19 protein-coding genes are annotated in these 19,427 nt (G+C 65.9%); 8 read left to right on the forward strand and 11 right to left on the reverse strand.

The annotated features are described in order from the left end of the window. Positions 1 to 15 precede the first annotated feature (15 nt). The 3 genes from FHW94_RS08070 to FHW94_RS08080 all read left to right on the forward strand — a co-directional run bounded on the left by FHW94_RS08070 (position 16) and on the right by FHW94_RS08080 (position 1,152). Positions 16 to 438: a YeeE/YedE thiosulfate transporter family protein gene (locus tag FHW94_RS08070; RefSeq protein ID WP_210425480.1), complete on the forward strand. Its 423-nt coding sequence runs from the start codon at positions 16 to 18 to the stop codon at positions 436 to 438. Continuing rightward, positions 435 to 866, forward strand: coding sequence for a DUF6691 family protein (locus FHW94_RS08075; protein ID WP_168555127.1), 432 nt, complete (start codon positions 435 to 437; stop codon positions 864 to 866). The genes FHW94_RS08070 and FHW94_RS08075 overlap by 4 nt, the downstream gene beginning before the upstream one ends. A 94-nt stretch (positions 867 to 960) precedes the next feature. Then, a complete protein-coding gene (locus FHW94_RS08080) occupies positions 961 to 1,152 on the forward strand; it encodes a hypothetical protein (protein WP_168553771.1) in 192 nt (63 codons plus the stop codon). A 10-nt stretch (positions 1,153 to 1,162) separates the two neighbouring features. Here the strand turns inward: FHW94_RS08080 and FHW94_RS08085 are convergent, their stop codons facing one another. The 4 genes from FHW94_RS08085 to FHW94_RS08100 form a co-directional block, all read right to left on the reverse strand. Continuing rightward, positions 1,163 to 2,377, reverse strand: a complete 1,215-nt coding sequence (locus FHW94_RS08085) for a membrane dipeptidase (protein WP_168555128.1) — start codon at positions 2,375 to 2,377, stop codon at positions 1,163 to 1,165. Between the two features lie 132 nt (positions 2,378 to 2,509). Continuing rightward, positions 2,510 to 2,902 carry a PRC-barrel domain-containing protein gene (locus FHW94_RS08090; RefSeq protein ID WP_168555129.1) on the reverse strand — a complete coding sequence of 131 codons (393 nt, stop codon included), beginning with the start codon at positions 2,900 to 2,902 and terminating at the stop codon, positions 2,510 to 2,512. 69 nt (positions 2,903 to 2,971) lie between these two features. Continuing rightward, positions 2,972 to 3,418, reverse strand: a complete 447-nt coding sequence (locus FHW94_RS08095) for a PA2169 family four-helix-bundle protein (RefSeq protein ID WP_168555130.1) — start codon at positions 3,416 to 3,418, stop codon at positions 2,972 to 2,974. Between the two features lie 78 nt (positions 3,419 to 3,496). Then, positions 3,497 to 4,105 carry a DUF4142 domain-containing protein gene (locus FHW94_RS08100; protein WP_168555131.1) on the reverse strand — a complete coding sequence of 203 codons (609 nt, stop codon included), beginning with the start codon at positions 4,103 to 4,105 and terminating at the stop codon, positions 3,497 to 3,499. Positions 4,106 to 4,417: 312 nt separating this feature from the next. Here FHW94_RS08100 and FHW94_RS08105 point away from each other — a divergent pair, with 312 nt between their 5' ends. Continuing rightward, positions 4,418 to 4,675, forward strand: coding sequence for a GlsB/YeaQ/YmgE family stress response membrane protein (locus FHW94_RS08105; RefSeq protein ID WP_168555563.1), 258 nt, complete (start codon positions 4,418 to 4,420; stop codon positions 4,673 to 4,675). Positions 4,676 to 4,755: 80 nt separating this feature from the next. Here the strand turns inward: FHW94_RS08105 and FHW94_RS08110 are convergent, their stop codons facing one another. Next, positions 4,756 to 6,861, reverse strand: coding sequence for a TonB-dependent siderophore receptor (locus tag FHW94_RS08110; protein WP_168555132.1), 2,106 nt, complete (start codon positions 6,859 to 6,861; stop codon positions 4,756 to 4,758). Between the two features lie 132 nt (positions 6,862 to 6,993). Here FHW94_RS08110 and FHW94_RS08115 point away from each other — a divergent pair, with 132 nt between their 5' ends. Beyond that, positions 6,994 to 9,369, forward strand: coding sequence for a sulfite reductase flavoprotein subunit alpha (locus FHW94_RS08115; RefSeq protein WP_168555133.1), 2,376 nt, complete (start codon positions 6,994 to 6,996; stop codon positions 9,367 to 9,369). Between the two features lie 60 nt (positions 9,370 to 9,429). On the opposite strand, the gene FHW94_RS08120 is transcribed toward FHW94_RS08115, so the two are convergent. Then, entirely contained in the window at positions 9,430 to 10,197 is a 768-nt protein-coding gene (locus FHW94_RS08120) for a DeoR/GlpR family DNA-binding transcription regulator (protein ID WP_246865925.1), read from the reverse strand. Between the two features lie 51 nt (positions 10,198 to 10,248). Further along, positions 10,249 to 11,781, reverse strand: a complete 1,533-nt coding sequence (gene glpD, locus FHW94_RS08125; protein ID WP_168555135.1) for a glycerol-3-phosphate dehydrogenase — start codon at positions 11,779 to 11,781, stop codon at positions 10,249 to 10,251. A gap of 368 nt (positions 11,782 to 12,149) precedes the next feature. On the opposite strand from glpD, the gene FHW94_RS08130 reads away from it, so the two are divergent. From FHW94_RS08130 to FHW94_RS08140, 3 genes are all read left to right on the forward strand, one after another. After that, positions 12,150 to 12,938, forward strand: coding sequence for an MIP/aquaporin family protein (locus tag FHW94_RS08130; RefSeq protein WP_168555136.1), 789 nt, complete (start codon positions 12,150 to 12,152; stop codon positions 12,936 to 12,938). Positions 12,939 to 12,987: 49 nt separating this feature from the next. Continuing rightward, the gene (gene glpK / locus FHW94_RS08135; protein WP_168555137.1) at positions 12,988 to 14,496 is read left to right on the forward strand and encodes a glycerol kinase GlpK; all 1,509 of its coding nucleotides are present in this window, start codon (positions 12,988 to 12,990) and stop codon (positions 14,494 to 14,496) included. Between the two features lie 198 nt (positions 14,497 to 14,694). Continuing rightward, positions 14,695 to 15,891 carry an MFS transporter gene (locus tag FHW94_RS08140; RefSeq protein ID WP_168555138.1) on the forward strand — a complete coding sequence of 399 codons (1,197 nt, stop codon included), beginning with the start codon at positions 14,695 to 14,697 and terminating at the stop codon, positions 15,889 to 15,891. Between the two features lie 48 nt (positions 15,892 to 15,939). Here the strand turns inward: FHW94_RS08140 and FHW94_RS08145 are convergent, their stop codons facing one another. The 4 genes from FHW94_RS08145 to FHW94_RS08160 form a co-directional block, all read right to left on the reverse strand. Continuing rightward, positions 15,940 to 16,473 (reverse strand): nuclear transport factor 2 family protein, encoded by a 534-nt coding sequence (locus tag FHW94_RS08145; protein ID WP_168555139.1) that lies wholly within the window; start codon positions 16,471 to 16,473, stop codon positions 15,940 to 15,942. Between the two features lie 10 nt (positions 16,474 to 16,483). After that, a complete protein-coding gene (locus FHW94_RS08150) occupies positions 16,484 to 17,308 on the reverse strand; it encodes an SDR family oxidoreductase (RefSeq protein WP_168555140.1) in 825 nt (274 codons plus the stop codon). A 55-nt stretch (positions 17,309 to 17,363) separates the two neighbouring features. Then, complete coding sequence (locus FHW94_RS08155; RefSeq protein WP_168555141.1) at positions 17,364 to 18,314, reverse strand: VOC family protein; 951 nt, start codon at positions 18,312 to 18,314, stop codon at positions 17,364 to 17,366. Between the two features lie 239 nt (positions 18,315 to 18,553). After that, on the reverse strand, positions 18,554 to 19,396 hold the full coding sequence (locus tag FHW94_RS08160; protein WP_349237461.1) for a fumarylacetoacetate hydrolase family protein: 843 nt from the start codon (positions 19,394 to 19,396) through the stop codon (positions 18,554 to 18,556). Positions 19,397 to 19,427: the final 31 nt, after the last annotated feature.

Below are 19,427 nucleotides of genomic sequence, written 5' to 3' on the forward strand. Positions count from 1 at the left end.
CAGGAAGGGTTCCGCTTGAGCATCATCACCCCCGCCATTGGCCCGGCGCTGGCCGGCGGCGCCCTGATCGGGCTGGTCTGCGGCACGATGTGGCTGGTCCATGGCCGCATTTCCGGCATTGCCGGCATAGCGCGGCTGGCGCTGCAGGGCCCCGATCGGGTCTGGCGCTTGTGGTTCCTGGCCGGGCTGTTTGCCGCCGGCCTGATCGCGCGGCTGGCCTGGCCGCATGACCTTGCCCCCGGATATGCCAGCCTTGGCTGGTTGCAACTGATCGTGGCCGGCGCGCTGGTGGGCACCGGCACGGCCCTTGCCAATGGCTGCACCAGCGGCCACGGCATCTGCGGCCTGTCGCGGCTGTCCTCACGATCGTTGGCGGCGGTCGTCACGTTCATGGCCGTAGCCGCGATCACCGCATCGATCGTGGCGGCCCTGGCATGAAGCCGGCCAACGCGCTGTTCGCCGGCCTGGTCTTCGGCCTCGGCCTGCTGATTTCGGGCATGGCCGATCCGGCCCGAGTCCTGGGTTTCCTGACGCCGTTGCAGGGGTGGAACCCCACGCTCGCCTTCGTGATGGGCGGCGCGCTGGCCGTCGCTGCGCCGCTGTTCGCGCTCGCGCGCCGGCGCGGCAAGGCGCTGGATGGCGGGATACTGCCCGATCTGCCCCGGCGCGGCGTGGATCGCGCGCTGATCGGTGGCTCCGTCCTGTTCGGACTGGGCTGGGGCCTGGCCGGAATTTGCCCCGGACCGGGCATCGTCGGCCTGGCGCTCCATCCGCTTCAGGCGTTGGCCTTCCTCGTGCCCATGGCTCTGGGCCTGGTGCTGGGCCAGCCGCGCAAGGATGGCGCATCGGGCAAGAAAACCCGCTGACAACGCAAGGTTCCATGCATCTGGCCCGGTTCGTCACCGCCGATGGCATTCACCACGGCGGTAGGCGCCATTCCGCCGCCAACCGACGCCATCCATGGCGGAGACTTTCGCCACACGCTGCGCGATCGCGCAAGGCTGGCCACTGAGCGAGTTGGGCAGCTGGGCGCCGCGCTTTTTCGCCGATGTCGTCCCCATCCTGCAACGGCGCGGGCTGGTCTGCAGCGCCTATGTCGGCGCAACCTTGCGCGATCATCTCGGCCTGGCGGTGCCGTCCCCGGCGCGATAGGTGGCCGCGATCAGCGGGGCGTGGTGCGCCTCGCCTCTGCCGCCTGCCACACGCGCAGGAAATTGCCGCTCCACAACTTGGCGATCGCGGTAGGCTTGTACCCGCGCCGCACCAGTTCGGCCGTGACGGCCTGGGCCTGGCTTTCATCCTCCCAGCCGACGATGCCGCCGCCATGGTTGAAATCGCTCGACAGGGCGACATGGTCGATGCCGATGCGCCGCACCGCGTGATCGACTGCATCGACCAGATCCTTGACACTGGCACGCGGCTCTTCGGCGCGCAGCGCGTGATAGCGCCGGTCGTATTCGGCGGCCTTTTCGGGCGGCAGCGTGGCCTTACCATCGGCAATGCCGAATTCCTGCTGCAAGGCCACGATGCGCTGGGCAAAGGCCGGATCGCGCGGGCGCAGATAGGCGCTGAAGGCATTGATCGCGATGACCCCGCCCTTGGCCTTGAGCGCGTCGAGCTGCGCATCGGTAAGATTGCGGGTGTTGTCCACCAGGCTGCGCAAGTCGGAATGGGTGGCGACCACCGGCGCGGTGCTGAGCGCCAGCACATCGGCAAAGGCTGCGTCGCTCAGTTGCGAGACATCGACGAGCACGCCAAGCTGGTTGAGCCGCGCCAGCACCCGCTTGCCCGCAGGCGACAGCCCACCCCAGCGTGATACCCCTTCCCCACGCACCAGTGCGGGGCGCGAGCTGTCAGCCAGGGCATTGTGCCCGGCGTGCACGAAGCCGAACACGCGCACCCCGCGCCGCACCCAGGGATCGACGTCGTCCGCATCGCGCACAAAGGCGCCGCCGTTGACCACGCTTTCGATCACCGCAAGCCGGCCGCTTTTGGCAATGCGGCGGAAATCTGTCGGGGTGAGCGCCCGCGCGGCGCGATCGGGATAGGAACTGGCCAAGGCATCGATGATCGTATGCTTGCGCAACGCACCGGCTGTGGCAGCGGCCTGGGCCGCCGGGCTATCGTCTCCTTGCGGCACGAAGACCGCGATCACCGCGCCTTTCAACCCGCCCTGCCGCGCCTGGGCCAGGCTGAACTGCCCCTGCCCCGACGCATCGGCGCGGCCAGGATCGAACGTATCGGGCAGATCGAGGTGCGCGTCGATGGGCAAGGCGCCGGCATGGACGCGGGCGACCGCAACCGGCGACGCATGGACTGGCGCCAGTATCGCCATGGCCAAAAGGCTACCAAGAGCGGCGCGAATGGGCTTGGGCATGATCGAGTTCCCCTGTCTATCTTGCGCCTTGCCTGCGCCCAACCGCTCGCCTTGGCCAACGAGCATTGCTGATAGACTTATTGCCCCTTGCGCAGCGACGCCGCCTGCCACGGCCGTCCAGGCACCGACCGCTTAGAACGCGACGATATCGGCCGGCGGCGCGCGATAATAGTCGGTCACGCGTCGGCCATAGGCGTCGTCGAACAGCGGGGCGGAATCGGGGCGAAAGCTGGGTGCCCCCTCCAGTAGCCGCTTGTCGATCGCAGTCACATAGCCGCTTTGGCCGTCGTCGTACTGGAAGGCAGACCACGGAACGGCGTGATAGCTTTGGCCAAGGCCAAGGAAGCCACCGGTGGAAAGGATGATATAGGCGATCTGCCCGCTGCGTTCGTCCAAGACCAGCTTGGCGATGGTGCCCAGCTTGTCGCCGTCGCGGCCGTGCACGGTCTTGCCGCGCAAATCATCGGCAGAAATCAGGGCAATCGCGCCGGCAGGTGCGGCAAGAGGTTGTGCATCCAAAGCCATGGCCTTGATCCTTTCGATGAAAGCGGGCGGCTGGCAGCGTGAATCCGCCAGCCGCCGCGCCTGGCCCGTTCATTCGCGTCCGTGCTTGAGCGCGCTGGCCTGGTCATGCCCGGCCTGAACGGAGAGGAACGCTTCGCGAACGGCGTCGCGCGTGCCCGATTGCAATTCGGTATCGTCCAGCGCGTATTCGAACTTGGCCTTGATATGATCCTCGCCACGCTCGACTTCCTCGATGATCGCCTGGTCGTTGCGACCGAGCAGCGCCTGCTTGAGATCCATGAAGCCGCGATGGGCTGCCCCCAGCAAGGTGGCGCCATCTTCAGGATCGCCACCCAGCACGCGGACCTGCGCTTGAAGCGCCTGGGCCACCTGGGTGCGTTCTTGCGCAAACTTGGCGAAAATCGCCGCATAGCGCGTGCTATCGGCATGTTCGGCGGCATCGTCGAAGCCCTTGAGGCTGTCGAAAGTCGTCGCGATCAGCCCGTTGAGGACCGAAATATCGTGTTGGTTATCCATGTCTGTCTTCTCGCTTGGCATGAGGGCAGATCGCGCGCCAGGCCCTCTGGGGATCAAGCCGGGCGGCTAAAAGGCCGGTCAGTGTGCGGCGAGCGCCGATGGCAGCAGCGCGTCGCCCTGCGTCAGTTGCTGCTCGATGATCGGCACGCCGTTGCCGGCAACCTGCTTGAGCGACTGGTCTGCGCCGTCGGCAGCATAACCCTTGTAGACAGCCCAGTTGCCCTGCTGGACCTTGGCCGACTGCATCAGGTACATATTGTCGAAGCCGCTGCGCGGGGTCTTGCGCAGCATCTTGAGCATTGCGGCGCGATTGGCTGACAAGCGGGTGGTCGGCTTGGCGATCTTGCGCTGATCGTTGTTGAGCGAAGCGAGCAGCGTGTCTTGCGACGTGCCCGCCTCGGCAATGATGCGCCGGGCATAGGCCTGGACATCGCTGCGTTGCGAACGGGTCAGGCTGAGGCGGCTGGCTGCGATCTGGAACAGGTTTGCGTCAGAAGCCGCAGCGGAAAATGCCGGCCCATCCAGGCCCCGGACCGGCGAAACACCCACCTGCAGGCTGGAATAACTACCACTGGTGGCCGGCGTGGTGATCGAGGGGGAAATCTGGGCCGCAATCTGGGCGTGGGCGAGCACGGGAACGCCGAGCATGGCCGTCGAAAGTACGACGGAGACGATTGCACGTTTCATGGTGTTGTTCCTCGCAAACCCGCACCGACCGGTCATGCCGGCGAACGTCTGCACATTGGCTGCAAACGCCCTGACCAGGTTGGGCAAGTGTCGCTTGGAGCAACCAGACAACGATCCCATGATTTTATCGTTGCATCAGCACGGATTTATATTTTCTGTGCAGTAAATACTCTCCGAAATATCGCCGCGTTTTATTTATTTCTGCAAGGCGATTTAAAACAGGAACATCGCAACCTGCCTGGGGTTCATCTTGGCTACCATCGTGATCAGGCAAAATGGCCCGATCGCCTGGAAAAGCGCAGGAGAACGATTATGGGAATTATCATGTGGCTCGTCGTCGGCGGCGTCATCGGCTGGCTGGCAAGCGTGATCATGCGCACCGATGGGCAGCAGGGCATCGTCCTCAACATCGTGGTGGGCATCGTCGGCTCATTCCTTGGCGGCCTGATCCTGGCGCGCGGCGACATCAACGATGCGCCGCTTACCGTGACCACGTTCCTGGTGTCGCTGGCCGGCGCAGTGGTGCTGCTCGCCATCGTCAACCTTTTCCGCCGCGGTTCGATACGATGATCGGATCGACCGTGTGAACGGGCCGATCCTGTCGCGGCGCCAAACCGGCGCCGCAACGGATCGGCCGCCACGCGGCTGGATCAGAAGTCCATGCTCGCCGAAAAGCGAACCTGCCGGGCAAGGCCCACGTAGAAGACCGAGCCACCGGTTGCCCAATAACGGGTATTGGTGATGTTATCGCCGTTGACCCGCAGTGTCAGCGCCCGGCCCTGGGGCAAGCGCAGCTTGTAATCGGCGCCCAGGCTATAGGTGGTATAGGCCGGCATCACATACAGGTTCTGGGCATCGGCATAGCGCTTTCCGGTGTAAAACAGACCTGCACTCACGCCCAGCGCGGGCAAGGCGGCCGGGCGATATTCGACAAACGCCGAGCCAGACCAGCGCGGTGTGTTGTCCACCCATTTGCCATCCTGCGCTGCACTGCCGGTTTCACGCTGGACCGCGCGCAGATATTGCCCCGCCAGCGATACCGAGACGGTGCGCGTCAACCGCCCCTGCACCGATGCTTCCACCCCCTGGTGCACGGCGCGCCCATTGGTGACGTATGTGCCCGGCGATCCGCTGGAAAGGTCGGTGTAGGACAGCCCGCGATCGATGTGGAACCAGGCCAGGCTGGCAAGGGCGCCAAGCACCTCGACGCGCACGCCCGCTTCATACTGGCGGCTGATCACCGGCGGCATGATTTCGCCCTGGTTCGTCGTGCCATCGGGTGCGGTGCCGGCGCTTTCCAGCCCTTCGATATAGGTGAAATAGAGGCTCGACCGCGGCGTCGGCTTGAACACCACGCCACCGGTCGGGGTCCACGCCGTCATCCGATAACGGCCGCTGCCGTCCAGATTTTCAGTGTCGTAGAGCACGCGCCGCACGCCGCCGATCAGCAGCAACCGCTCGCCCACGTGCGCGGTATCGAGCACATAGAAACCGGTGTCGATGTTGACGCTCCCGGCCGCAAGCCGCGTGGTCGTGAACGTCAGCGTGTCAAAGCTATACGACGGCGCGACATAGAAATTTTGTGCTGTGCTGGTATAGCTTTGCTGGTGCTGGTCATCCTGCACCTGGCGATTGCGCGCCGCTCCCAGCAGCAATTCATGACGGATGCCCAGCGTTTCAACCGAACCGGCCACTTCGCCGCGCAAATACTCGTTGCGATAGCTTTGGTCCGGGGTGTAGTTGCCCGCGATCCGCCCAGCCCCGCTGGCCACCGTTGCCGCACTGGTAAAGCTGAAATCCGCGCGTGCGCGCTGCCGGCGCGATGTGGCAAGGCCGCTTTCAACCCGCACCGACCAATCCCCGGCAATCGCATAGTCCGCGCGCCCCAGCACATTGGTGGACCAGGTGCGGTACGGCGCGTTCACCGGCGCATACCGGGCATGAGGATCGGGAATAGTCTTGAGCAGCTGGAACGCGGCCAGCGAAATGCCGCCCGGCTCGTCGGTTGCACGACGATAGTGTTCCACGTCGAGCTTGAGCGCGAGCCGGTCGCTCACTTGCCAATCGAATGCCCCGCTGGCGAGATAGCGATAGCCGTTGACGCCATTGATCGGGGTTTCGATGTGGCTGCCGTACGCGTTGAGCCGCACGCCGAATTGTCCCTCGGCACCGATCTTGCGGCCGAAATCGACGCCTGCGCCAACGCTGCCTTCGGCATCGCCGTTGATGGTCAGCGTGTTGACCGGCTGCGTTCCGGCGCGCTTGGTTACAACGTTGACGATGCCCGAAGGCGTGGAAATGCCATAATAGAGCGCCGAAACGCCCTTGAGCAGTTCAACCCGCTGCTTGTTCTCGATCGGCACCGGGCTGAGGTTGATGACCTGCAACCCGCCGTTGAGGCGGTAATTGGTGCGCGCATTCATCAGCACACCGCGCGAAACGAAATTGTTGCTGGTGGTGGGGCTGGTCGCCTGCTGCGTGACGCCCGGGGTGTTACGCAGCGCCTCTTCCAGCCCGATCGCACCCTGCGCATCGAGCAGCGCGCGCGGGATGACGGCCACTGTCGCCGGCGTGTCGAGCACGGACTGGTTGCGAAACGCGCCAACCTGCACGACCTCGGTCTTGAATGAGGGGCGTTGCCCGGTGACGACGATGTCTTCGTCCAGTTGGCGCTCGCCGCGCTGGTCGCCAGGGGCAGCCTCGGCGCCGCCGGCGGCCATGGTGGCAGCCGATGCCGCGATCAACCAGATGCTCATGTATGTCCCCGATGCTGTGACGTGTCGCCGGCCCGATACTAATAATGATAATCGGTTGCAATTGCATTTTTGCCGAGCCTTGCTAGAGCGGCGCCATCGGCGCGCATCGGGCGTGCCCTGACCGGGGTTGTCGTGACCAAGCGCATCGTGTTTCAAATCCACTGGCTGCTGGGGATTACGGCCGGGTTGGTCCTGGCGCTGATGGGCGTGACCGGCGCGATGATGAGTTTCGAGGACGAGATTCGCGAAGCGGTCGATCCGGCTTTGTTTGCTCCGGGCGTTCCTGCCGCCCCCGATCTTTCGCCCGACCAGCTCATCGCACGGATCGAAGCGGCCAAGCCCGGCTATCGCGTGACCCGGTTGGACTGGCAAATGCCGCGCACCCGGTCGCACAGCATCCGCCTCAATGCCGCGAGCGGCCAGGGCCGCCTGGAAGGCCAGGTCGATCGCGCCACCGGGCGCTGGCTGGGGCCGGGGCGTGCGGATGCCGTGTTCGAAACGATCGATCATCTGCACCGCTGGCTGGCCCTGCCCGGCGGTGGCAAAGGGCCGGGCCGGCAAATCACCGGATTCAGCGCGCTTGCCTTGATCTTCTTCGCGCTGTCGGGCCTCTATCTGCGCTGGCCGCGGCAGGCGTCAGACTGGCGGGCCTGGCTGGTGCTCGACCGCCGCAAGACCGGCCGCAATCTGTGGCGTGCGCTGCATGCGGTGATCGGCACGTGGATGCTCGCGTTCTATCTGCTCAGCGCGCTCACCGGCCTGTGGTGGAGCTATGACTGGTATCGCCAGGGCGTGACGCAGGTGATGACCGGCAAAGCAGGGGCCGACGACGAGCCGGCCGGCAAGCGGGCGCCAGGATTGGCACCGCGTCCGCCGGTCGACCTCGCCTGGGCACAGTTCCGCGCAGCGACCGGCGATGACTATGCCTGGGTGCGCATTGCCCGCCCACCGGCCGATCGCCCGATGAAGAACATCCGCTTCGAAGCGCGCCGCGCCGATGCCCGGCATCTGCGCCAGACGGATATCTTCACCTACGATCCGGCCGCGAGCACGCTGGTGAAGCGCGATCTTTATGCCCGGCGCCCGCTTGGTACGGTCATCACGCAAAGCATGTTCGAATTGCACCGGGGCGCGTTCTTCGGCCTGCCCGGGCGGATCGTGATGCTGGTCACCAGCCTGGCCATGCCGCTGTTCGCGGTTACCGGACTGTTGCTTTATCTTTCGCGGCGCCGGCAGAGCCGCGCGGCCAAGGCCCTCGCCCGTGTCGCGCCCGAGGCCAATGGTGGTCCGGACGCGATCCTCATCGCCTATGCCAGCCAGACCGGCTTTGCCGCCGCGCAGGCCCATGCCGCCGCCCATGCGCTGGCGCAGGGCGGCGTGGGCGCCAAAGTGGTATCCATGGGCCGGCTCACCGCAGCGGACCTGGCGCAGGCAAGCCGCGCACTGCTGGTGGTAAGCACATATGGCGATGGTGAAGCGCCCGATGCGGCGCGCGGCTTTGCCCGCCAAGTCATGCGGGGGCCGCGGCCCGATCTTGGCGATCTGCGCTATGGCGTCCTGGCGATCGGAGACAGCGAATACGGCGCGTTTTGCGCGTTCGGCCGCGAGGTGGATGCCTGGCTGTCGGGGTGCGCGGCACGGCCGCTGTTTCACCTGGTTGCACTCGACCGCCGCGCTGGCGATGGCGCGCAAGGCTGGCAGGAAGCGCTCAAATCCCTCGGCGCGGTGGACATCGCAAGCGGCGAAGCGCCCGCCTTTGCCGAGTGGCGACTGGTCGATCGCACGGTGCTCAATCCGGCGAGCACGGCGGCCCCGGTCTTTCATCTGCGCTTCCAGCCGCCGCGTGGTCATTCCGCCGATTGGCAGGCCGGAGATATCGTGGAAGTGCAGGCAGCCGCACCCGGTGCACCCGTCCGCAGTTATTCTGCCGCGTCGATCGGCGCGGACGGCACGCTCGATCTGGTCGTGCGCCAGGTCATCAAACCCGATGGAACGCTGGGCGTGGGATCCGGGTGGCTGACGGCAACGCTGCCGCTGGGCTCGACCACGTCGGCCCGCTTGCGCCGCAATCCGTCATTTCATGCCGCCAGCGACGGGCAGCCACTGATCCTGATCGGCAACGGCACCGGCATCGCCGGCTTGCGCGCCCATCTGCGCGCCCAGGCCCTGGCAGGCTGCAAGGGTCACTGGCTGCTTTATGGCGAGCGCACGCAAGCGCACGAGGCGTTTTTTGCCGAGGAACTGGCGGGATGGCTGGACGATGGCACCCTTACCCGGCTGGATCGCGTGTTTTCGCGCGATCCCGATTGCGGCCGCTATGTCCAGCATCGTGTCAGCGAAGCGGCCGATGCGATCAGCGCCTTTGTCGCAGCGGGAGCCACTATCCTGGTCTGCGGCAGCCTGGAGGGCATGGCCAGCGGGGTGGACGCGGCGCTCCAGGCGATCCTGGGGGAAGAGCAGTTGCAGGCGCTGGCAGAAGCCGGGCGTTACAAACGCGACGTCTATTGACCTGGCGCCCAGGCGACACGCGTTTGCCAGCCGCCGCCAGGGCCTAGCCTAGCGCCCGCATCACGATGCCAGAACGATTTCCACATTGTGGCGCTGGACCAAGCCGGCGCGCTGCTCGGGCGGCATGCTGTCGGTGACGAAAAGGTCGATGTCGGAAAGCGAACCGATCCGTGCCGGGGCAAGCCGCTCGAACTTGGTGGCGTCGGCCACCAGCATGACTTTGCGGGCTTGGGCAATGATCGTCTGGCTAACCGTGACTTCGTTGATGTCGAAATCCAGCAGATCGCCATCGGCGTCGAGCGCACTGGTCCCGATGACCGCGTAATCGACCTTGAAACCCTTGATGAAATCGACCGTCAGGCTGCCGATGACGGCCCGGTCGTTGGCGCGCAGCCGCCCGCCTGCCACGATCACCTCGATGCGGCTGTTCTGGGCCAGGATATCGGCGACGTTGAGGTTGTTGGTCACCACCAGCAGATGCTCGTGATCCAGCAGGTTGCGTGCCACGGCTTCGGTGGTGGTGCCGATGTTCAGAAACAGCGAGGCATTGTTGGGCAGGAGTTCGGCCGCCTTGCGTCCGATCGCATCCTTGGCATGGGCGGCAATGGCGCGGCGGGTGGAATAGCCGATGTTGTCGAGCCGGGATTCCAGCATGGCGCCGCCCCGCACCCGCGTGAGCAGATGGCGGCTGGCGAGCAGATCGAGGTCCTTGCGGATGGTCTGCTGGGTGACGCCCAGCACGCCGGCCAATTCCTCAACCCCGGCAAACCGCGCACCCTGCAGGTATTCGATAAGGCTCCTGTGCCTGATCGCAGCAAGATCGGCCAAAATCGCAACTCCAAGCCTTGGCCGCACCATGCGGCCGGATCGAACGTGGTCTTACCCTTGGCGCGCTTCCCGCCATTGGGCAAGCCAGGCATCGATCCGGGGCCACGCCTCGGGCGCAAGGCGCAGCAGCAACTTGCTGCGCCGCGCCACCACGTCTTCGGCAGTCACGGCCCATTCGTGTTGCGCCAGATAGGCCAGTTCGGCGGCATGAAGCCCGCCGCCGAAATCCTCGCCAAGATCGGCAATGCTGTGTGCCTGGGCGAAAAGCTGCGGCGCATTCGTGCCGTATGCGCGCGCCCAGCGGGTAAGCAAGGCACGCGGCAGGCCCGGCCGCTCGCGGCAGAACGCGTCCACCAGTTCGCCGAAACCCTCGGCGGGGAAGTCGCCTCCGGGCAGAGTGGCGCCGCCCGTCCATGCCGGGCCGGCCTGGGGAAATGCCGCTTCCAGCTTTTCCAGCGCATGCTCGGCCAGCTTGCGGTAGGTGGTGATCTTGCCGCCAAAGACACTGAGCAAAGGCGCCTGGCCCTCGCGCTGGTCCAGATCCAGCACGTAGTCGCGCGTCACCGCCGAAGCGTTGCTGGCCTTGTCGTCATAGAGCGGGCGGATGCCCGAATAGGTCCAGACGATATCGGCCTCGCCCACCGGGCGGGTGAAATGGCGGCGCACCACATCGAGCAGATAGTCGCGCTCCTTGGTGCTGATCGTGGCGCGGCCCGGCGCCTGGTCCCACACTTCGTCGGTGGTGCCGATCAGGGTGAAATCCTGCTCATAAGGAATGGCAAAAACCACGCGTCGATCATTGTTTTGCAACAGAAATGCGTGATCCCCGTCATAAAGGCGGGGCAAGACGATATGGCTGCCCTGAACCAGGCGCATGGCGCGATCCTGCGGCGCGCCGGCAATCCGGCCAAGCACTTCGGCCACCCAAGGACCAGCGGCATTGACCAGGCCCCGCGCCTGCACCTGGCGCTGCTGCCCGTCGCTGTCACGGATCGCGGCAAGCCAATGGCCATCCTCGCGATTGGCCGCGAGAAGGCGGGTGCGCGTCAGCACGGTGGCACCGCGTGCGCGCGCATCCATGGCGTTAAGCACCACCAGGCGGCTGTCTTCAACCCAGCAATCGGAATAGACGAAAGCGCGGCCCTTGACCGCGTCGACCAGTCCCTGCCCCAGCGGGCCGCGCGCAAGATCGACCGAGCGGGTTGCGGGAAGACGCTTGCGCCCGCCCAGATGATCGTAAAGCCACAAGCCCAGCCGCACCATCCAGGCCGGGCGCAGGGCCCCGCGCTGGGGCAGGACGAACGAAAGCGGCCAGATGATGTGCGGCGCCATGGCCCACAGCCGCTCGCGCTCCATCAAGGCCTCGCGCACCAGACGGAATTCGCCGTATTCCAGATAGCGTAGGCCGCCATGCACCAGCTTGGTGCTGGCCGACGAGGTGTGGGCCGCGAGATCGTCCTGCTCCACGAGCAAGACCGAAAGGCCGCGCCCGGCAGCGTCGCGCGCAATGCCGGCGCCGTTGATACCGCCGCCAACGATCAGCAGGTCATACGAGTTCAGGGGCGGATCGCGCGTCATGGTCATGCCTTTGCTGCCTGCCACGCAGGCCGTCGGTGGCAGGCTAATAACCGATTCCGGCGCGAAGATCGAGCACTTTCGCGCCTTTTCGCACTTTTTCGAAATTCTACTGCGCGCATTAGCGCACAAAGCCTCGCCAAACCCACAATAGGTAATGCCTCGAAAATCCATTTTAAATTACTGTTTTTATTGAATTATAGATGCGTTCTCATAAATTCCACCACCTCAGCACCACGGTATAGATCGCGCCTCTACCCAGGAAATGCGCGAAAACGAACTTTTCGTTTGACGCGCCGGTCAAAGCGATTACCACCTTGGATCGGTAACGATGGGCCTTGCAAAAACGGCCCGCTCAACCCGCACAGAGGATCGCCATGAGCCCGCGCAAACGCCTGGTCGGAGAGTTGCTGTCCGAATTCATTGCGGTGATGATCATCATCACGCTGGGCGATTCAGCAGCAGCAATGATCACGCTCTATGACCCAAGCCCTTATGCCACCGCCTATTGGGGCGTGTGCATCGCCTGGGGCCTCGCCGTTACGCTGGCGATCTATGTCACGGGTGCCGTTTCGGGCACGCATGCCAACCCGGCGGTCACCCTGGCGCTCGTGCTGTTCCGCGGGTTCGAGGCACGCAAGGCCCCGCTCTATATCGCGGCCCAGATCGCCGGCGGCTTTGCCGGCGCGGTGCTGGTCTACCAGTTGTTCCAGCCGGTGATCGACCATTACAACGCCGTCCACGGGCTGACCCGCAGCGCGGGCGGCGCGGCCGGCGTGTTCTTTACCCACCCCGGCCAATTCATTACGCCGTTTCACGCCTTCTGGGATGAAGTCATCCTGACCGCGATCCTGCTGCTCGGGATTTTTGCCATCACCGACCAGGCAAATACCCAGGCGCCCATGGCCAATTCCGGGGCGCTGGCGATCGGCTTGCTGGTGGCGTGCATCGGCGCCTGCGGCGGCTTCCTTGAAGCCTGGCCGCTCAACCCGGCACGTGACCTGGGGCCACGCCTGTTCTGCTTCGTCGCCGGCTGGGGGCCGGCCGCCTTCCCCGCGCCCGACAACTATTGGTGGATACCGATCGCGGCGCCCACGTTGGGCGGGATCATCGGTGCCGGGCTCTATCAGGCCGCGATCCGCCCATTCCTGCCAGCCTCGGCCTGACCCTTCCCCGCTTTTCGTGCCGATCGCGGCGCCTCACAGGACAAGACCCATGACCCAACCCCACCATATCCTTGCGATCGACCAAGGCACCACGTCCACCCGCTGCATCGTGTTCGATGCCGATGCCCGCGCCTGCGCGACCAGCCAGCGCGAATTTCCCCAGCATTACCCGCAGGCCGGCTGGGTCGAGCATGATCCCGAGGACATCTGGCGCGATACGGTGGAAACCGCGCGCGAAGCGATTGCGCAAAGCGGGCTGAAAGCGGCCGATATTGCCGGCATCGGCATCGCCAACCAGCGCGAAACCGTGGTGATCTGGAACCGCGAGACGGGCCGTCCGGTCTACAACGCGGTGGTCTGGCAGGATCGCCGCACGGCCGCGGCCTGCCAGGCGCTCAAGGACCAGGGGCTGGAAGACATGGTGCGCAGCCGCACCGGCCTGCTGCTCGACCCCTATTTTTCGGGCACCAAGGCGGCCTGGATTCTCGACAACGTGCCCGGCGCGCGCGCCGATGCCGAGGCCGGCCGCCTGGCGATGGGCACGATCGACTGTTTCCTGCTGTGGCGGCTAACCGGCGGCGCCGTGCACGCCACCGATATCACCAACGCCTCGCGCACGCTGCTGTTCGACATCCACCGCCAGCAGTGGGACGAAGAACTGTGCCAGCTGCTGCGCGTGCCGATGGCGATCCTGCCGCAAGTGACCGACAACAGCGGCATCTTTGGCCATACCGCGCCCGATCTGTTCGACACGTCCATTCCGATCGCGGGGTTGGTGGGCGATCAGCAGGCGGCGCTGTTCGGCCAGGCCTGCTTCGAGCGGGGCATGGCCAAATCCACCTATGGCACGGGCTGCTTCATGCTGCTCAACACCGGTGAAACCGCGCCGGTATCGCAAAACCGCCTGCTGACCACGCCGGCCTATCGGCTGGGCGGCAAGACGACCTATGCGCTCGAAGGGTCGATCTTCGTGGCCGGCGCGGCGATCAAGTGGCTGCGCGATGGGCTTGGCATCATCACCCATGCCCGCGAAACCAACGACATGGCCACCCGCGTGCCCGACAGCCATGGCATCTACATGGTGCCAGCGTTTGTCGGCCTGGGTGCGCCGCATTGGGACCCTGACGCGCGCGGCGCAATCCATGGGCTGACGCTGGATGCCACGCCCGCCCATCTTGCGCGCGCCGCGCTCGAAGCGGTCGCCTATCAATCGTGGGACCTGCTTGAAGCGATGGCGCGCGACAGCGGCGCAGTGCCGGCCGCCATGCGCGTGGACGGCGGGATGACGGCCAACGACTGGCTGTGCCAGTTTCTGGCAGACATGCTGCAAGTGCCGGTGGAACGCCCCCACAACCTGGAAACCACGGCGCTGGGCGCCGCGTTCCACGCCGGCCTGGCGACCGGGGTTTGGAGCGGGCTTGCCGATCTTTCCCGCACCTGGACCGGGCGCGACGTGCAGCGCCCGGCCATGCCCGCAGCGCACCGCCAGCCCTTGATCGATGGCTGGCGCAACGCCCTGCGCCGCACGTTGACCCGTCCGGCCGACGTTCCGGCCTGATCGCCGGGCAAGAATCAAGCCCACGATGCGCCCGGGATGCAGTGCTGCCGGGGCGCATCGTGGGCTTATCCGCAATCTGTACACCTAACTCGGCACCCGTCCCGGCTCTAGAGTCTGGCGATCGACTGTCTGCATGCCGCCTCGCGGCTGCGACGGCCCGCGCATCGTATCCAGATTTCGCAAGGGGAGCCAAAACCAATGACCGTCGCTGGACGCCAAGCCGGCACGCTGCAGGGCATCTTGCTCCTGCTGCCCATCACCATGGCGGTGATGGGCCTGATCGTGCTCGTCCCGGTGCTGCCGCAGATCATGGCGCACTATCACGCGGTACCCGGGGTCGAATACCTGGTCCCGCTCATGCTCACGCTGCCGGCGCTTTGCGTGGCGCTGCTGTCGCCCGTGGCGGGAGTCGTCGTCGACTTCTTCGGCCGGCGCAAGACCTGCATCGGCGCGCTCGTCGTCTATTCCGTGGTAGGGATGGTGCCGATCTTCGTCGACAGCCTGATGACGATCATCGCCAGCCGCGTGGTGCTCGGCGCGATGGAAGCGCTGATCGTGATTTCCAGCACCACGCTGATCGGCGACTATTTCCACGGGCGCGAGCGCGAGAAATGGCTGGCCAACCAGACTGCGGTTGCCTCGGTCGCGTCGATCGTGCTGGCGCTGCTTGGCGGGGCATTGGGTAGCTTTGGCTGGCGCGGTGCGTTCGCCGCCTATGGCGTCTCGATCGTCTTCGCCATCGCCCTGGTGATCTGGACCTGGGAACCGAGCCGCAACGACGAGCCGGCTGCAGAAGCCGCGGCGCCGGGCGTGCGCTTTCCCTGGAAAGCGATCGTGCCGATCTCGCTGCTGGCGATCTTTGGCGGGACGATGTTCTTCACCATGCAGATCCAGGTGAGCGCGATGCTCAGCGAATACCACGGGGTGACGTCGGCTAGCGCGCTCGGCTTGTTCAGCGGGTTGGCCGGGCTGTCCGTGGCCGCCGGAACGCTGCTTTATCGCCGTTTCACCGCGCGGCTTGCGCCGGCAACACAATTGCTGACCGCCTTTGGCCTGCTCGGCGTGTCCTACGTGCTGATGAACCATGCCCCGGCCACCGGCGCGTTCACGCTGTGGCTGGTCGTCAACCAGGTCGGCTCGGGCATGTTGCTGCCGGCGCTGGTGGTGCTGGCGATGGGCAGCCTGCCGTTCGAAGTGCGCGGCCGCGGCACGGGCCTGTTCATGAGCGGGTGGTGGATCGGCCAGCCGCTGAGCACCCAGGCCATTGCCTTCATGCGCGGGTATCACGATGGAAGCCTGCCGGCCGCGCTGCAAACGCTCGGCCTGCTTTGCCTTGGCGCCGCAGCGCTGGCACTGGTGAGCCAGTTGCGCAGCCGCGCGCGCGCGACAGCCTGATCCCGCAGTTCGAACTTGGGGCCGGCCAAACCCGGCCGGCCCCACGTTTCAGCCAGCGGAATGCCAGGGTTCCAGGATTTCCGGCGGGGGACCGTCCACTGCGGTAATCTGCCCGGCGGCATTGAGGGAATAGAGCAGGCACCCGCGGATCACCTGGCGCTCCCCCGCGCGCAACGCGCGGCCGAACAGGCCATGATCGTCACAATCGCGAATGCAGCGGATTTCGCTGCGCACTTGCGCAGCCGCACCGTGGGTGTCTGCACAGAAGAACAGCACGTCGAGCCGTTCGCGCACGAAAGGCTGCTGCCGCTGATAGAATGCGCGAACGTCCGCCCTGCCACGGATCCCCATGACGAAGCGGACGTCGTCGGCATAGTAATCGACGAAGCGCAGGTCGCCCGCGTTCATCAGCGCGATATAGCGGGCGTAGGCGGCACGATCGAAGCGGCCCCGGGACGGCCGGCCGGGTGATTGAGAGGACTCACCCGCAGCCACCCCGGGGCCTGCCCCAAGGGCCACGCCCAATCCCGCCGCGAGCACGGTGCGGCGGTTCGGCGCAGGCCCCCGGAGCCGGTCTTTCATTGGCGCCCCTTCAACCCTGTCCGGTAAGATGCAGGGCGATCTTTTCGAGCGGGGCAAGCGCTTCGAGGATCGGTGGCAGGATCGGCACGACTTCTGCCCCCGCAAGGTAGCGCAGGCGCGGGTCGGGATCGGTGGCCGCAGCGATCGCAGCCTGGACCACCGGGGTCAGGTCTTCGGGTGCCTTGGCTTCCAGCGCGTCGAAATTGGCGTTGAAGCGCGCGCCGGTCTCGGCATAAGGCGCGCTCGGTTCCCGATCGAGCGACTTGGCGGGCAGCGCGGTCTTGAACGGCCCCGGCATCACGCTGACCACGCGCACGCCAAAGCTGCGCGCCTCTGCATTGAGCGCCGCCGTGGCGGTATCGAACGCGTGCTTGCTGGCGCAATAGGCCGCCATGAACGGCGTTTTCATGATTGCCGCAACCGACGTGACGTTGACGATGCGCCCGCTGCGCTGCGCGCGCATGATCGGCAGCACCTGGCGGACCAGTTCGAGCGGCCCGAACAGGTTGGTGTCGAACATTGCGCGCCATTGGCTGTCAGGCGTGTCTTCCACCGCCCCCCGCGCGCCAACGCCCGCGTTGTTCACCAGAAGGTCGATGCGCCCGAACCGCGACAGCGCGAGTTGGACGACCTCCTGGCGCTGGCGTGCATCGGTCACGTCGAGCGGCGCCAGCACGATATCGGCCGGCCGTTGCACGGCAAGTTCCAGCAGGCGCGCGGGCGCCGCTTCGGGCCGTCGCATGGTGGCCACGACCTGGTAGCCCTGTTCGGCGAATGCCAGGGCCATGGCCTCGCCAAAGCCCGAACTGCACCCGGTGATCAGTGCGACTGGCATTGCAATTCCTCTCGTTTGGCCGGGATCGACGCTCAACGGCGCGCCCGACGCGTTGTTACTTCATCAGTTCCTTGATCACCGGATTGGGCGGCCCCCACTGCCCGCCGAGCAGTTCCTCCAGCCCGGCGATGCCGCCGCCATCGGCCGCACGCAGCTGGTCGCCGTCGGTCCAGTGCTCGATCTCGTGGCCCCAGGGATCGTTCCAGTAATCAAACACCTGGCTGCCCAGGATATGACGCCCAACGCCCCAGTGCGAATGCCACCCGGCCTGCATCAGGTAATCATGACCGGCCATCAGGTCGTCGACATCGGCCACTTCGAAGGCCGAATGCATGAACTGCGGCGGCGCGCCGGGGCGGCAGAACAGGAACACCGTGTGATGGTCGCAAGGTTCGTCGCCGCGATCGGCCCGCATGAATGCGCCGATCGCCACGCCCGGCTCGGGCTGGATCTCGTCAGACGTCACGAAGCCGAAGCGAGTCTTGTACCACTCTTCCGAGCGGCGGAAGTCCGACACCCCGAACACGCAATGCCCCAGGCGCATGACATGCGATGGCCCCTGGCGCACCCGGCGGAACCGCCCAACGCGCGGATATTCCCCGGCGTGGTTCCAGGCATCGGGATAGGGCGCCCGGCGATCAACCGGCGGCAGGGCTTCCTGTTCGGCCACGGCCTCGATGCAGAAACCGTCGGGATCGGTCAGGCGCACCACCAACCCGCCCCCCGGCGCGTCGAGCGGTTCAACCTCAAGGCCATCATGCGCGGCCAGCGCTTCAAGATCGGCGCGATCGCGCACCCAGATACCAAGGGCGGCAAAGCCGGGCTCGCCGCGCTCGGTGGCATGAAGGAACGGTGCGCGCCCGGTGCCGCGCATGAACAGGCGATCGGGCTCCTGCTCGGCCACCGAATCCGCCATGCCGAAATCGAGCAGGAACGCCCGCATCCTGTCGAGGTCGGGCGCGCGGAAGCGCACATAGGCGACGTCGTAGGCTTTGGCGATGCTCATGATATCTCGCTCCGCGATGGGCCGGCCGAGACCCCGCGATCGGGCGGCGGGCCAGGAATTGCCCGGCTGACGGTGTCCGCGCCGGACTTCAAGTTAATTAAACTATATAGTCATTTTTGACCAATTCGGTCAATACGCCATTGGCGGTGCGTCCCCCCGAATGCACCGCCAATGGGTTTCTGCCTGCGTCCGCACCTGCCGGGGTGCGCATGGCGCGTGCGGGCCACAGGCAGAACCGGTCAATCCGGAGTACAAACGCCTTCGATATGGCCAAGGCCGGCGATCTCGCAGCGGCAAACATCGCCGGGCGAGAACATCGCCTGCGGACGCCGGGCCCAGCCCACGCCGCCGGGCGTGCCGGTGAAGATGATATCGCCCGGCTCCAGCGTCATCGCCTGCGACAGATACTCGATCTGCGCCCACACATCGAACACCAGGTTGCCGGTGTTGGACGATTGACGCACTTCGCCATTCACCGTGCAGGTGATCGCGGCCCCATGGGGATTGGGCATCTCGTCGGCCAGGGTAATCCACGGACCGAACGGCGAATGCCCGTCGAACGACTTGGCAACCGACCACTGCGGGGAATGGCCCTGCCAGTCGCGGACGCTCACATCGTTGCCAACGCAATAGCCAAAGACGGCAGCAGGTGCGTCTTCGCAGCTGATGTTGCGCCCGCCCTTGCCGATCACCGCGACCAGCTCCACTTCATAGTCGACGCTGTCGGGCGACGCCTTGGGCAGCGGGATCGGGTCGAACGGGCCCGAGGTCGAGCTCGACGCCTTGAGAAACCACATCTGCTGTTCGGGCCGCGGACGGCCGGACTCCGCAATGTGGTCGGCATAGTTGAGACCGATGGCGAGGATCTTGCCAGGACGGCGGATCGGCGCGAGCAGGCGCACCGTGTCGAGCACGATCCACCCCGTTTCCGACGCCTCAAGCGCACGCAGGCGATCCTGCCAGGCGTCGAACCCGGCGATCAGGTCGATCATGGCCGGTGCCCCGGGAACGGGCAGGATCGCCCCGTCCTTGACGATGCCCACCTGTTCGGCGCCGCCGGCCTCGAATGTTGCGAGTTTCACTCTGGTCTATCCCTCTGCTCGAACCAGCCGC

This window comes from Novosphingobium sp. SG720 (assembly GCF_012275365.1).
Taxonomy (GTDB): Bacteria; Pseudomonadota; Alphaproteobacteria; order Sphingomonadales; family Sphingomonadaceae; genus Novosphingobium; species Novosphingobium rhizosphaerae.

Bases quoted from the DNA above. Each gene is read 5' to 3' on its own strand.
- FHW94_RS08145 (WP_168555139.1), bottom strand. From the start codon at position 16,473: ATGAAAGACCGGCTCCGGGGGCCTGCGCCGAACCGCCGCACCGTGCTC.
- FHW94_RS08110 (WP_168555132.1), bottom strand. From the start codon at position 6,861: ATGAGCATCTGGTTGATCGCGGCATCGGCTGCCACCATGGCCGCCGGC.
- FHW94_RS08080 (WP_168553771.1), top strand. From the start codon at position 961: ATGGCGGAGACTTTCGCCACACGCTGCGCGATCGCGCAAGGCTGGCCA.
- FHW94_RS08140 (WP_168555138.1), top strand. From the start codon at position 14,695: ATGACCGTCGCTGGACGCCAAGCCGGCACGCTGCAGGGCATCTTGCTC.
- FHW94_RS08075 (WP_168555127.1), top strand. From the start codon at position 435: ATGAAGCCGGCCAACGCGCTGTTCGCCGGCCTGGTCTTCGGCCTCGGC.
- FHW94_RS08155 (WP_168555141.1), bottom strand. From the start codon at position 18,314: ATGAGCATCGCCAAAGCCTACGACGTCGCCTATGTGCGCTTCCGCGCG.
- FHW94_RS08100 (WP_168555131.1), bottom strand. From the start codon at position 4,105: ATGAAACGTGCAATCGTCTCCGTCGTACTTTCGACGGCCATGCTCGGC.
- FHW94_RS08085 (WP_168555128.1), bottom strand. From the start codon at position 2,377: ATGCCCAAGCCCATTCGCGCCGCTCTTGGTAGCCTTTTGGCCATGGCG.
- glpD (WP_168555135.1), bottom strand. From the start codon at position 11,781: ATGACCATGACGCGCGATCCGCCCCTGAACTCGTATGACCTGCTGATC.
- FHW94_RS08090 (WP_168555129.1), bottom strand. From the start codon at position 2,902: ATGGCTTTGGATGCACAACCTCTTGCCGCACCTGCCGGCGCGATTGCC.
- glpK (WP_168555137.1), top strand. From the start codon at position 12,988: ATGACCCAACCCCACCATATCCTTGCGATCGACCAAGGCACCACGTCC.
- FHW94_RS08150 (WP_168555140.1), bottom strand. From the start codon at position 17,308: ATGCCAGTCGCACTGATCACCGGGTGCAGTTCGGGCTTTGGCGAGGCC.
- FHW94_RS08095 (WP_168555130.1), bottom strand. From the start codon at position 3,418: ATGGATAACCAACACGATATTTCGGTCCTCAACGGGCTGATCGCGACG.
- FHW94_RS08130 (WP_168555136.1), top strand. From the start codon at position 12,150: ATGAGCCCGCGCAAACGCCTGGTCGGAGAGTTGCTGTCCGAATTCATT.
- FHW94_RS08105 (WP_168555563.1), top strand. From the start codon at position 4,418: ATGGGAATTATCATGTGGCTCGTCGTCGGCGGCGTCATCGGCTGGCTG.